Here is a 12,243-nt window from a genome sequence, read left to right on the forward strand (position 1 = left end):
GGCCGGGTAGAAAAGCCTGATGACCACTACGCTGCGGCCCACCGGACCGGAAGCACGCCAGGACGGCGGCGGCCGGGCCCGTTCGTACGACGTCTGCGTCAACAGCCGCCGGGTCGGCGGGATACGGCTGGCCACCGACGAGCGGTTCGGGCCGACGGCGGGCCGGATCGAGGCTCTGGAGATCGACCCCGCGGACCGGCGTCGCGGCCGCGCCACGGTCGCCGCGCTCGCCGCCGAGGAGGTGCTGCGCGGCTGGGGCTGCCGACAGATCGAGCTGACCGTCCCGGCCGAGGCCGCGGCCGCCGTGTGCCTGGCCGCCGCGCTGGGCTACACCGAGCGCAGCCGCCTGCTGAGCAAAGAGCTGGGCCCGCCCCCCGAGCTGCCGGACGGCAGCCGCGACCGCACGCTGACCGAGGCGGAGTTCCCGGCCTGGCGCGACGCGGAGCTCGCCGCCTACGTGCCGACGCTGATGAGCAACGGCCTGACCCGTGAACAGGCCGAGCGGGCCGCCGCGTACGGCCCTTCGTTCCTGCCGGACGGCCCGGCCGGGCCCGATCACGCGGTGCGGATCCTGGTACGCGACGGAGTCGACGTCGGCAGCGTCTGGGTCGCGACGCGGCGGCCAGGACAGCCCGGCGGCCATGTCATGGATGTGCGGGTGGACACCGAACACCGTGGGCGCGGCCACGGACGCACCCTGATGCTCGTCGCCGAGCGGGTCTGCCTCGCCGCGGGCCTGCCGGTCCTGGGCCTCAACGTGTACGCCGGCAACGCTCCGGCCCGCCGGCTCTACGACTCGCTGGGCTACCGGCCCTCCGCGTACCTGCTGTGGAAGCCGATCCTGTGACGGGCCACGGCCGGGCGCCCCGGCAGCGCTGAAGCGCCCGCAGCGCCCGGCTCGCCGCCCCGGCCCGGCCGGCCCGCCTCGGTGCCTCAGCCCTGCTCGGCCAGCAGCCGGTCGGCGATCTCCTCGATCCGGGCGCGCAGCCCCTCCTGGTTCCGGCCGCCGTCCAGCCGCTCACCGCCGATCACATACGTCGGGGTGCCGGTCACACCGATCGCCTTGCCCTCCGCCTGGTCCGCGTCGACGATCAGCAGATGCCGCCCGTCGATCAGCGCGGTGTCCACCTCCTCGGCGTCCAGCCCCAGCTCCCCGGCGACCTCCAGCAGCAGCTTCTCGCCGCGCCCGCCCAGCTCCTCGGCCCGCGCCAGCACGGCCTCGATGTACGGCCAGCCCTGCCCCTGGTCGGCGGCCTCCTCGGCGGCCTGGGCCGCGGCATAGGCGTGCTTGTGCTTCTCCAGGGGGAAGTGGCGCAGCCGGATGTCCAAACGGTCGCCGTAGCGCTCGCGCAGCACGCGCAGATCGTCCAGGGCGGTACGACAGTCCGGGCACTGCAGCTCACACCAGACGTCGAGGACGGGGCGGGCGGCAGAGGCGGCGGCGTCGGAGGCGGTGGCGTCGTTCATGGGGGCCAGTCTTCCAGCCCGGCGACCGGCGCCCGAACCGGGACCTGCGGAGGATCCGGTCCCCGAGATGTCCCTGAGCACCTACCGGAACATGGCCCCAGGCGCACCGGACAAGGCACGATGGAGAGGAGCGAAACGCACGCTCGCCCATTTCATCGGCAGGAGGACCGGATGCTGACCTCGACCGTCTGTGCCGCGGTGTCGGCTGCGGGCCTGGGGATTGCCGCGCTGACGGCTTACCGCAAGCGGTTCCTGGCCGCGACCCGCATCGCCGCTTTCTCTCTCATCCCCATCGGCCTGGTGCTGACCGGCGTCATCGACTGGCTCACCGACATCGCCTTCAAGCCTTCGGTCTGGGCCGGCTTCGGCGTGCTCGCACTCTCGGCCGTGCTGTTCACGATCAGCCGGTTCGTCGAGCGCCGCCGGGGGATCGGCGGCCGCAAGGAGCGCAAGGCCACGGCGGCCGGCGGGGCCGACGCGGTGGCCCCGGCCGCCTCCGTACCGTCCCTCGGCGCCGGCCAGCCCGCCGCCCAGCCCGCCGCGAAGGCGAAGGCCAAGGACAAGGGCGGTGCACCCAAGGATGACTTCTCGGACATCGAAGCGATCCTGAAAAAGCACGGGATCTGATGAACTCCCGCTGCTGAAGGGGGAATTGGGCGCACTCCGTCGATCAACTGCGCCATGATGCGCGCGAGATGAACGATGAGTGCGCCCTGGCCGGCGACGACGCCCCGGCCCCCGAAACGCGCGGTTGTCTTTTCGCGCTGTCCCAGCCGCCGCTGATGCTCTTCCTCGGCATCATCGGCTTTCTGCTCCTTCTCGGCGCGGTCCACGATCTCTATATCCTGTGACGCCGGCGTCACGGCGTGTCGCCGCGCCGGACTTCAGCCGTTCGGTCGTCAGCCCGCCGCCTCCCGGCGCCGCGCCCGGTAGGCCGCGACATGCAGCCGGTTGCCGCAGGTGCGGCTGTCGCAGTAGCGCCGGGAGCGATTGCGCGAGACGTCGACGAAGGCACCGGCACTCCGGCGCCTCGCACTACCGCAGCCGCTCCCGCTCCCCGGCGACGACGAGGAAGGCCAGCGCCATCCCGCCGTCCGCGGCCAGATGCTCGGCGACCGAGGCGCCCGGTGCAAGTAGTGGACATGCCAGTCGTAGTGGTCGTGGTCGGTCAGCCGCGGGGTGGTGCCGGCCGACGCGACCAGGAAGTTCAGCAGCTCGGCGGCGGTGCGGTCGTCCTCGGCGGCGAAGACCTCGGCGAAGCGCGCGCGGACGCCCCGTACGGCCGCCAGATCGCCCTCGCAGAGGGTGCTCACATCACCGACGTGGTTGCGCTGCACGAACTCCTGGAGCGCCGTGAGGCCGGTCAGGCTGTCCGGCGCTCCGGGCGCCTCGCCCTCCGGGGCGGTGTTGAGCAGATCGACGACCGCGTCCAGCGCGCACCGGGTGTCATGGGTGATCAACGGTCCGCTCCCTGGCCGGGCGGGAGCGCCGACGGTGCCGCCCCCGCTGTCGTTGCCGAATGTCGCCGACTCTAGCGCCTGGAACAAGCCTCGGCGCCGTCTCCGCGGTGGGTCCGCGGCGACGGCGCCGAAGTGTGCCGTGTGATCTGTGTCGGTCCTGCGCCGTCTCCCCGAGTCGGACGGTGCTGGTGAGCGGGTTGGATGCGTTGGGCGGCTGGGGTGCGTCTCAGCTCTCCGCCAGAATGTGGGAGAGCTCGGTGTCGAGATCGAAATGGCGGTGTTCCGTACCGGGCGGTACGGCCGCGTCGGTCCTCTTGAGGAACGATTCAAGGGCCCGCGCAGGGGCTTCGAGAAGGGCTTCGCCTTCCGGGGAGCTCAGGGCGATGCAGACCACGCCCTGTCCGTGGCTCCGGGACGGCCAGACGCGGACGTCTCCGGTGCCGGTGGGCCGGTGCAGGCCCTCGGCGAGGAGATCGCGGGCGAAAACCCACTCGACGGTTTCCTCGGCTCCGGTGTGGAAGGTGGCATGCACGGCATACGGATCGGCCGTGTCATACCGCAGGCCCGCGGGTACAGGCAGTGAGGACTCGCTCGACACAACGAGGCGCAGGTGCAGCTCGCAGCTGACCGTGGTGTTCATAAGCGCCAGGGCCTTTCGCTCAGTGTGCGCTCGGGGATTCGCACGTCGGCGAAATCGACATGCCACCTACGGTGCCGTTGTAAACCCCTCTGACGGTTTTGGGTGCCTTGAGGTACCTCTTACGGCGGATTGCCGGCTCATCCCCAGCGGCAATTCCGGCGGACGGATCGCGTCCGGTAAGTTGTGCCTTATGAATACGGAGGGTAACGGGGGGTCGGAGGCTGCCGAAGGGGGCGCCGAGACGGACGGGCGGTCGCTCGGTTCGCGTGCGCCGCGCTTCATCAGGCGCTCCCGGCCGCTGCATCTGAGCTGGCAGGTCGGAATCTTCGTCCTCGGTCTCACCGTGGTGACCGTCGGCGTGATCATGCTGCCGCTGCCGGGGCCCGGCTGGCTGGTGATCTTCGCCGGTATGGCGATCTGGGCGTCGGAATTCGTCTGGGCCCAGCTCGTGCTGCGCTGGACCAAGCGGAAGGTGACCGAGGCGGCGCAGCGAGCGCTCGACCCGAAGGTGCGGCGGCGCAACACCGTTCTGACGACCATCGGCGTAGTGATCGTCGCGGTGTTGCTCGCGGTGTATGCGTGGAAGTTCGGTTTCGCGATGCCGTGGAAGGTCGACCAGTGACCTGGAAATGGTCGGAAGCGCCTGCCGACGTGCGGTAATGTTGGCGGCGCGCCGGGCGATTAGCTCAGTGGGAGAGCGCTTCGTTCACACCGAAGAGGTCACTGGTTCGAACCCAGTATCGCCCACTCGCAGAGGGCCCGGAGACGTCAAGTCTCCGGGCCCTCACCGCTGTCAGCGCGCACACTGGGACCATGCCCGACTGGTCACGCCGTCTGCATCACTACCGTTTCCGCAGCGTATGGCTGCTCGATGCGCCGCCCGCCGTCGTCTACGCCGTCCTCGGACGCGGTGAGTCCTATCCCCGGTGGTGGCCGCAGGTGCGTGAGATCACCTCGATCGACGAGCGCTGTGGCACGGCCCGGATCCGGTCGATGCTGCCGTATGACCTGAAGATCGTGGCGAGTGAGCGCGTACGGGACCCGGCTGCGGGGGTGCTGGAGATAACGCTGCGCGGGGACGTGGCCGGCTGGGCGCGCTGGACGATCAAGCCGGGCGGGGGCGGGACACGGGTCGTCTACGAGCAGGAGGTCGAGGTCTGCAAGCCGCTGCTGCGTGGGCTCGCCCTGCCGGGCAGACCGCTGTTCGCCGTCAACCACCGGCTGATGATGCGGGCCGGCCGGCGCGGGCTGGCCGCCTGGCTCGCCCGCGGCTGACGGGGCCGGACGTCCCGGCCCGGCCGTGGGGGGCCGCGGGAACAGGAATTTGATGGAAGGCCCTGGTGGCCTGTATTGTTCTGCTCGTTCGCGAGGGAAACCCCGCCGACACCCGGGCGATTAGCTCAGTGGGAGAGCGCTTCGTTCACACCGAAGAGGTCACTGGTTCGAACCCAGTATCGCCCACCCGATCAAGAACCGGGCCGCCAAAAGGCGGCCCGGTTCTTGTCGTTGAACGGGTTTTGTGTCATTGAGACGTTTTCTGTCGTGGAAATCGCCGAGTTGAAGAGGCGCCGGGTTGAAGGCCGCGCCGAGTGGGAATCCGTTTTCCGTGCCGCTGTCGAAACCGCACCGGCAAAAGGCCGGAATTCTGAGGGGTTATCAGGCGGCGGCGGGAAGTTCCGGACGCAGCGGCCAATGCGGATCGACGGTCTCGGGAGTGCCGCTGCGGGCGAACCATTCCTGGAGCCCGCGGGCCTGGGCGGCGTACCAGATCGCCTGGCGGGTGTGCAGCTCGCCGGGACGCAGCCCCTCCAGCCGGGACGCGAAGCGGTGGCCCAGTGCGCGGACGACCCGCAGCGCGGCGAACGCGTCGGCGGCCGCCTCATGGGCGTCGGACAGCTCGATCTCGTAGTGCGCGCACAGGTCGGTGAGCGTGCGGCGGCCCTTGCGGTAGCGGTCCAGATGTTTGTCCAGGACCCGGGGGTCCAGGACGTACAGCGGATGGACGTCCAGATAGGCGTCGAGGGAAGTGGCGCGATGCCGCTTCAACTCGCGGTCCAGGAGCGTGAGATCGAAGGGGGCGTTCATCACGACCAGCGGCCGGCCGGCCACCGCCTGAGCGGCCAGAGCGCGCGCGACCTCCTCCAGCACCGGCGCCGGCCAGCGGCCGTGCAGCGCGAGATGGTCGGCCGTCAGACCGTGCACCGCCGTCGCGGCCTCGGGGATCTCGACGCCCGGATTGATCAGCCAGCGGGTGACGCGCGGGGCGGAGCGCGGAGTCTCCTGCACGACCAGGGCCGCGGAGACGATGCGGTCCCGCTCGACGTCTATGCCCGTCGTCTCGGTGTCGAAGGAAGCAAGCGGACCCTCATACCAGCTCGGCATCAGCCCAACTCCTCGCACTAGTGCGGCGGATGACGCCGTACGCCACCCGACCTGGTGATACCCGAGCCGACCGGTGGTCGAACCGTCCTTGTTTGCCGACCACTTGACGCGGAGACAACCACAGTGACGGGCCGACGCGATTCCGCGCGGTCCAGCGGTGGCGTCCCCGGACGCCACCGGAAACGGCCGACGGCGCGCGGGGGCAGCGAGGCTCCCGTACGCGGCCGGCCGACTCCCCGTCCTCCAGACGCATCGATCGGCACAGCCCGGAAGGCACCACCGCGATGACGCTCGCGCAGCCCGAACCGGGCGGGTTGTTGCCCCAGCGGACCACCCCGCGGCGCGGCGGACTCGCCACCACCGCCTGCATGGAGACCCTCCAGGTCGGCTATCTGCACGCGATCGCCGCTGCCTCGGGATGCTCGCTGGCGCAGCCCTTCCCGGACAACGGAATCGACTGGCACGTCAGCCACGCCGCGCCCGGCCACACCGTCGACGACGAGGTCACCATCAAGGTGCAGCTCAAATGCACCTACCAGACCGCCCCGCGCCCGCCCGGGGCGACGTTCGCCTTCACTCTCGACAACGAGCACCTGAGGACGCTGGCCCGTACGCCCGTGGCGGTGCACAAGATCCTGGTCGTGATGCTGGTGCCACGGGACCGGAAGGACTGGCTGCGGGCGGGCCACGACCGTCTCGAACTGCGGCACTGCTGCTACTGGATCAACTTGGCCGGCCACAAGGTCAGCGGCCGGCGCAGGACCACTGTGCGGATCCCGACCACGCGGATCTTCGACGACCGCGCGCTCTGCGAGATCATGACGCGGGTCGGGGCGGGAGGGAGACCCTGATGTACCGGCCGACCGATGAATTCGACACGAGGCTCCTGGACCCGGCGGAGGTCGATCCGGCGGTGCTCAGCGCGCTGCTGGCCCGGCACGGCTGGCGGCGCAGGGGTGGGGCCGGGGGCAGCTACGCGCGATGGACACCGCCGGGCGGGGTGGGCGGCACCAGCCTGTTGGTGCCGCACGACCGACGGTTCCCCGACAGCGCGGAGCTGCTGGCCGAGGCGCTGGCGGCGCTGGCTCAGAGCGCGGCGCCCACCGCCCGCGAGGTGCTGGTGGGGCTCGCAATGCCCAGCGACGAGGTGCGCTGGGAGCGCGAGGTCCCGGACGACGGCTCGGGGGCCGCCCTCTGGGTGGCGCAGGAACAGCTGCGCGGCGCCGCGCGCTCGATGCTGATCGCCGGCGCGCTGGGCACCTACGCCAAGGCCGGCTACTACGGCGCCCGGCACAAGCGGCAGGCCGAGGGATTCCTGGGCGAGGTGCTGATCGGCCCGGCAGCGGCGGGCCGGCTGGCCGCGTACGTCCCGGTGCGGGCCGGGCGCGACGCCGTCGCCGGGCTCCAGCGCGCGCTGCACGCGGCCCGCGACGCCACCGACTACCAGCGGGCCACCGGCGGCATGGAGTCCTTCGACGCCGCCGTCGAGCTGGGCGTCTGCCATGAACTCGCGCAGGCCCTGATCGCGCTGGTCCGGGACGTGGAAGGCGTACGGATCGCGGTGGCATGGTCACCGGCCGCCGGCGCCCCGGCCGGCTGCCCCGCCCGCCCCGAACCGGTGGAGTTCTCGCCCGGCGATCTCCCCGCGCTCCAGCGGGCCGCCCAGCGCTACGTACGGGACGAGCCGTCGCTGCCGGTGCGGGTGACCGGCGCGGTCGTACGGCTGCGCAGGGAGCGGCCGGGCGGGCCGGGGACGGTGCGGCTGCGCGTGATCACCGGGGCCGATGTGGTGCAGGTACGGGTCGCCCTGCAAGAGGAGGACTACCGGGTCGCGGCGCATGCCCATCTGGTGGGGCTGCCGATCCGGGTGACCGGGCGGCTGGAGAGCCGGGGCGGCTTCCGCCGGATCACCGGGGGCCACGAGGTCACCCCCGTACAGACCGACGAGGCGGAGCGGGACCGGCTGATGAAGGCGCTCCAGGAGAATCTCGACGTCTTCGAGGAGGCGTGCGGCGGACCGCTGGACGGGGAGTGACCGGGGCCGGGGAAACCGTTTCGCGGTCGGGCGCGGAGGCTCGGTACGATTCGCGTGCGCAGCAATCGCTGACGTGAAAGAGACATGAGTCAGGAGAGACCGGTGTCAGACGTCCGTGTGACCGTCCAACGCGATTCCGAGCGGGAAGAACGCGTGGTGACCACGGGCACTACGGCCGCCGACCTCTTCCAGGGTGAGCGCACTGTCGTCGCCGCGCGGGTGGCCGGGGAGCTGAAGGATCTGGCGTACGAGGTCGCCGACGGCGACGCGGTCGAGCCCGTCGAGATCACCTCCGAGGACGGCCTCGACATCCTGCGGCACTCCACCGCGCATGTGATGGCGCAGGCCGTACAGGAGCTGTTCCCGGAGGCGAAGCTCGGCATCGGCCCGCCCATCAAGGACGGCTTCTACTACGACTTCGACGTCGAGACCCCGTTCCACCCGGACGATCTCAAGCGCATCGAGAAGAAGATGCAGGAGATCCAGAAGCGCGGGCAGAAGTTCTCCCGTCGCGCGGTCAGCGACGACGCCGCCCGCGAGGAGCTGGCGGACGAGCCGTACAAGCTGGAACTGATCGGCCTCAAGGGCTCCGCGGCGGACGCTGCCGAGGGTGCCTCAGCCGAGGTCGGCGCCGGTGAGCTGACGATCTACGACAACCTCGACGCCAAGACCGGCGAGCTGTGTTGGAAGGACCTCTGCCGCGGTCCGCACCTGCCGTCGACCCGCGCCATCCCGGCGTTCAAGCTGATGCGGTCGGCGGCGGCGTACTGGCGCGGCAGCGAGAAGAACCCGCAGCTGCAGCGGATCTACGGCACCGCCTGGCCGACCAAGGACGAGCTCAAGGCACACCTGGAGTTCCTCGCCGAGGCCGAGAAGCGCGACCACCGCAAGCTGGGCGCGGAGCTCGACCTGTTCTCCTTCCCCGAGGAGCTCGGCCCCGGCCTCGCGGTCTTCCACCCCAAGGGCGGCGTCGTCCGCAAGGTGATGGAGGACTACTCCCGCAAGCGCCACGAGGACTCGGGCTATGAGTTCGTGAACTCGCCGCACATCACCAAGCAGGGCCTCTTCGAGACCTCCGGGCATCTGCCGCACTACGGGGACGCCATGTTCCCGGCCATAGAGTTCGACGGGCAGAACTACCGCCTCAAGGCCATGAACTGCCCCATGCACAACCTGATCTTCAAGTCGCGCGGGCGTTCCTACCGTGAACTGCCGCTGCGCTTCTTCGAGTTCGGAACCGTCTACCGGTACGAGAAGTCGGGCGTGGTGCACGGCCTGACCCGCTCGCGCGGCTTCACGCAGGACGACTCGCACATCTACTGCACCAGGGAGCAGATGCCCGAGGAGCTGGACACGCTCCTCACCTTCGTGCTCGACCTGCTGCGCGACTACGGCCTCCACGACTTCGAGCTGGAGCTGTCCACCCGCGACGAGTCGGACAAGTTCATCGGCTCGGACGAGGACTGGGAGGAGGCCACCGAGGCGCTGCGCCAGGCCGCCGAGAAGCAGGGCCTTCCGCTGGTCCCGGACCCGGGCGGGGCGGCGTACTACGGCCCGAAGATCTCCGTGCAGGCGCGCGACGCGATCGGACGGTCCTGGCAGATGTCGACCCTCCAGGTCGACTTCAACCAGCCCCAGCGGTTCGGCCTGGAGTACACCGCCGCGGACGGCTCCAAGCAGCAGCCCGTCATGCTGCACCGCGCCCTGTTCGGCTCCATCGAGCGGTTCTTCGGCGTGCTCCTCGAGCACTACGCGGGCGCCTTCCCGGCGTGGCTGGCCCCGGTGCAGGCCACCTGCATCCCGATCGGCGACGCGCACGTCGCGTACCTGGAGGAGTTCGCCGCCCAGGCGAAGGCCAAGGGGCTGCGGGTCGAGGTGGACTCGTCGTCGGACCGGATGCAGAAGAAGATCAGGAATGCCCAGAAGGCCAAGGTGCCGTTCATGATCCTTGCCGGTGATGAGGACATGGCGCACGGCGCGGTGTCCTTCCGCTACCGGGACGGGTCGCAGGAGAACGGCGTTCCGCGTGACCAGGCGATCGCCAAGCTCCTGGATGTCGTACAGCGCCGCGTCCAGGTGTGATGTGTTCCCCGTCGCTGCGGGGTTTCAGGGGCGGTCCCCTTCGGGGCCGCCCCTCGGCACGTCCCCACCGGGGAATATGCTGACCACCATGACGAGTGAGCCGGAGCAGCAGATCGGAGTCGGGACGCAGGACGCCTTTCAGCGCCTGTGGACGCCCCACCGGATGGCCTACATCCAGGGGGAGAACAAGCCGACCGGCCCGGGGGGCGACGATGGCTGCCCGTTCTGCTCGATCCCGGCCAAGTCGGACGAGGACGGGCTGATCGTCAAGCGGGGCGACCTGGTCTATGCGGTGCTCAACCTGTACCCCTACAACGGCGGCCACCTGATGACCGTCCCGTACCGTCACGTGGCCGACTACACGGACCTGACGGGGCCGGAGACCACCGAGCTCGCCGAGTTGACCAAGCAGGCGATGACAGCGCTCCGTACCGCCTCCGGCGCCCACGGCTTCAATCTGGGCATGAACCAGGGCAGCGTCGCCGGCGCCGGGATCGCGGCCCATCTGCACCAGCACGTCGTACCGCGCTGGGGCGGCGACACCAATTTCATGCCCGTCACGGCGCACACCAAGGTGCTGCCCCAACTCCTCGCCGACACACGGGCGATGCTCGCGGACGCCTGGCCCGAGTAAGGGGCCGTCGGAGCGGGCCCGCGGGGTGATGTACACCCGTACGAACCAGAGAGATCGCCGCTTCTCGCATTCGTTGCCACGCTAAGGGTGTGGTGACCTCCCAAGATCGTTGTGCCGTGCCGCGCGCGGCCGTCCCGTCCGCGGGCGCCGGTGCGCGGCACGCCCCGTCCTGCGCACGGGACTCCTGCGTGAGGTCCCATCCCGGGCAGGCCGGCACGGTGGCCGTGCCGCTCCGGGGCCCTGACGGCCTCCGCCGGCGCGGTCCGCGCACGGTGACGACAACGAAGCTGGTGATGTGATGGGCGTTGACCGCACGCTCCCCCGAACCTCGTTCGGGGAGACCCCCACGCGGGGTCGCGGGAAGGGTGCCGGGACGGCCCGCGCCGGCCGCCGGGCCGGGCTGCTCGCCGCGGCCTGTGCGCTGATGGCGGCGGGATGCGGGGGCGGCGAGACCGACGCGGCGAAGCGGAGCCCGCATCCCGTGCGGTCGTCGCCTGCCCAGGCCGCCGGGCGGGGGCTGCCGGGGATGCCGCCGCCGCTGGACGAGCACGATCTCTACGCGGCGGACCGGCCCAACCAGCTGGCGCCGCAGGTCAGGAAGTTCCCCTCGCGGGTGTATGTGCCGAACACCGGCTCCGACACGGTCAGCGTCATCGACCCGAAGACGTACAAGGTCGTCGAGACGATCCGGGTGGGCGTGCAGCCGCAGCATGTCGTGCCGTCCTGGGACCTGAAGACGCTCTGGGTCAACAACAACCGGGGTCATGACCTCACCCCGATCGATCCCGCCACCGGCAAGCCCGGCCGGCCCGTCGATGTCCATGATCCGTACAACCTCTACTTCACGCCCAACGGGAAGTACGCGGTCGTGATGGCCTCGATGGACAAGCAGCTGGTGTTCCGGGACCCGCACAGCATGAAGATCCGCAAGACCGTGCCGGTCGGCTGTGCGGGCGTCAATCACGCCGACTTCTCGCCGGACGGGCGGTACTTCATCGTCTCCTGCGAGTTCTCCGGCGAACTGCTCAAGGTCGATACGGAGCGGATGAAGGTCATCGGTCAGCAGAAGCTGCCGTTCGAAGGGGCGATGCCGCAGGATGTGAAGATCTCCCCGGACGGCAGGACCTGGTACGTCGCCGACATGATGGCCGACGGGGTGTGGGTCCTCAACGGCGACACCTTCGGCGAGCCGAAGCTGATGCCCACCGGCAGGGGCACCCACGGCCTCTACGTCAGCCGGGACTCCCGGCACATGTATATCTCCAACCGCGGTGAGGGGTCGGTCTCGCTCCTCGACTTCACGACCGGCAAGCTCGTCGACAAATGGCGCATTCCCGGGGGCGGCAGCCCCGACATGGGCGGTGTCTCCGCGGACGGCAAGGTCCTGTGGCTGTCCGGCCGCTATCACTCCGAGGTCTATGCGCTGGACACCCGCACCGGCAAGACCCTGGCGAAGATCCCGGTCGGCGAGGGTCCGCACGGGCTGGCGGTCTATCCGCAGCCGGGGCGGTACTCGCTGGGGCACACCGGGATCTTCCGCTGA

At 70.4% G+C, this 12,243-nt stretch carries 13 protein-coding genes, 2 tRNA genes and 1 pseudogene; 12 read left to right on the forward strand and 4 right to left on the reverse strand.

Annotated elements, in window-relative coordinates:
- Positions 1-19: 19 nt before the first annotated feature.
- Positions 20-847 (forward strand): GNAT family N-acetyltransferase, encoded by an 828-nt coding sequence (locus K9S39_RS35325; protein WP_248867390.1) that lies wholly within the window; start codon positions 20-22, stop codon positions 845-847.
- Between the two features lie 86 nt (positions 848-933).
- Here K9S39_RS35325 and K9S39_RS35330 read toward each other — a convergent pair whose 3' ends face one another.
- Positions 934-1,467, reverse strand: coding sequence for a DsbA family protein (locus tag K9S39_RS35330; RefSeq protein ID WP_248867391.1), 534 nt, complete (start codon positions 1,465-1,467; stop codon positions 934-936).
- Between the two features lie 171 nt (positions 1,468-1,638).
- Between K9S39_RS35330 and K9S39_RS35335 the strand changes: the two genes are divergently transcribed.
- Positions 1,639-2,094: a hypothetical protein gene (locus K9S39_RS35335; RefSeq protein ID WP_248867392.1), complete on the forward strand. Its 456-nt coding sequence runs from the start codon at positions 1,639-1,641 to the stop codon at positions 2,092-2,094.
- A 68-nt stretch (positions 2,095-2,162) separates the two neighbouring features.
- Positions 2,163-2,318, forward strand: coding sequence for a hypothetical protein (locus K9S39_RS35340; protein WP_248867394.1), 156 nt, complete (start codon positions 2,163-2,165; stop codon positions 2,316-2,318).
- Positions 2,319-2,366: 48 nt separating this feature from the next.
- Here K9S39_RS35340 and K9S39_RS35345 read toward each other — a convergent pair.
- Together K9S39_RS35345 and K9S39_RS35350 are read right to left on the reverse strand one after the other, a co-directional pair.
- Positions 2,367-2,927: pseudogene (locus K9S39_RS35345) on the reverse strand (CGNR zinc finger domain-containing protein).
- Positions 2,928-3,153: 226 nt separating this feature from the next.
- On the reverse strand, positions 3,154-3,567 hold the full coding sequence (locus K9S39_RS35350; protein ID WP_003959770.1) for an SsgA family sporulation/cell division regulator: 414 nt from the start codon (positions 3,565-3,567) through the stop codon (positions 3,154-3,156).
- Between the two features lie 190 nt (positions 3,568-3,757).
- Between K9S39_RS35350 and K9S39_RS35355 the strand changes: the two genes are divergently transcribed.
- From K9S39_RS35355 to K9S39_RS35370, 4 genes are all read left to right on the forward strand, one after another.
- Positions 3,758-4,189: a TIGR02611 family protein gene (locus tag K9S39_RS35355; protein ID WP_248867395.1), complete on the forward strand. Its 432-nt coding sequence runs from the start codon at positions 3,758-3,760 to the stop codon at positions 4,187-4,189.
- Positions 4,190-4,242: 53 nt separating this feature from the next.
- A tRNA-Val gene (locus tag K9S39_RS35360) sits at positions 4,243-4,314 on the forward strand.
- Between the two features lie 66 nt (positions 4,315-4,380).
- A complete protein-coding gene (locus K9S39_RS35365) occupies positions 4,381-4,842 on the forward strand; it encodes an SRPBCC family protein (RefSeq protein ID WP_248867397.1) in 462 nt (153 codons plus the stop codon).
- A gap of 114 nt (positions 4,843-4,956) precedes the next feature.
- Positions 4,957-5,028: transfer RNA gene (locus K9S39_RS35370), tRNA-Val, on the forward strand.
- Between the two features lie 195 nt (positions 5,029-5,223).
- Here the strand turns inward: K9S39_RS35370 and K9S39_RS35375 are convergent.
- Positions 5,224-5,949, reverse strand: a complete 726-nt coding sequence (locus tag K9S39_RS35375) for an exonuclease domain-containing protein (RefSeq protein ID WP_248867398.1) — start codon at positions 5,947-5,949, stop codon at positions 5,224-5,226.
- Between the two features lie 284 nt (positions 5,950-6,233).
- On the opposite strand from K9S39_RS35375, the gene K9S39_RS35380 reads away from it, so the two are divergent.
- The 5 genes from K9S39_RS35380 (at position 6,234) to K9S39_RS35400 (ending at position 12,243) form a co-directional block, all read left to right on the forward strand.
- Positions 6,234-6,800 (forward strand): DUF4365 domain-containing protein, encoded by a 567-nt coding sequence (locus K9S39_RS35380; protein ID WP_248867400.1) that lies wholly within the window; start codon positions 6,234-6,236, stop codon positions 6,798-6,800.
- Positions 6,800-7,984 carry a hypothetical protein gene (locus K9S39_RS35385; protein WP_248867401.1) on the forward strand — a complete coding sequence of 395 codons (1,185 nt, stop codon included), beginning with the start codon at positions 6,800-6,802 and terminating at the stop codon, positions 7,982-7,984. Before K9S39_RS35380 ends, K9S39_RS35385 begins: the two co-directional genes overlap by 1 nt.
- A gap of 102 nt (positions 7,985-8,086) precedes the next feature.
- Entirely contained in the window at positions 8,087-10,066 is a 1,980-nt protein-coding gene (gene thrS, locus K9S39_RS35390; RefSeq protein ID WP_248867403.1) for a threonine--tRNA ligase, read from the forward strand.
- 76 nt (positions 10,067-10,142) lie between these two features.
- Entirely contained in the window at positions 10,143-10,700 is a 558-nt protein-coding gene (locus K9S39_RS35395) for an HIT family protein (protein WP_248867404.1), read from the forward strand.
- Positions 10,701-11,124: 424 nt separating this feature from the next.
- Positions 11,125-12,243 (forward strand): YncE family protein, encoded by a 1,119-nt coding sequence (locus K9S39_RS35400; protein WP_248869102.1) that lies wholly within the window; start codon positions 11,125-11,127, stop codon positions 12,241-12,243.

Origin of the sequence: Streptomyces halobius (assembly GCF_023277745.1) — a bacterium.
Taxonomy (GTDB): domain Bacteria; phylum Actinomycetota; class Actinomycetes; order Streptomycetales; family Streptomycetaceae; genus Streptomyces; species Streptomyces halobius.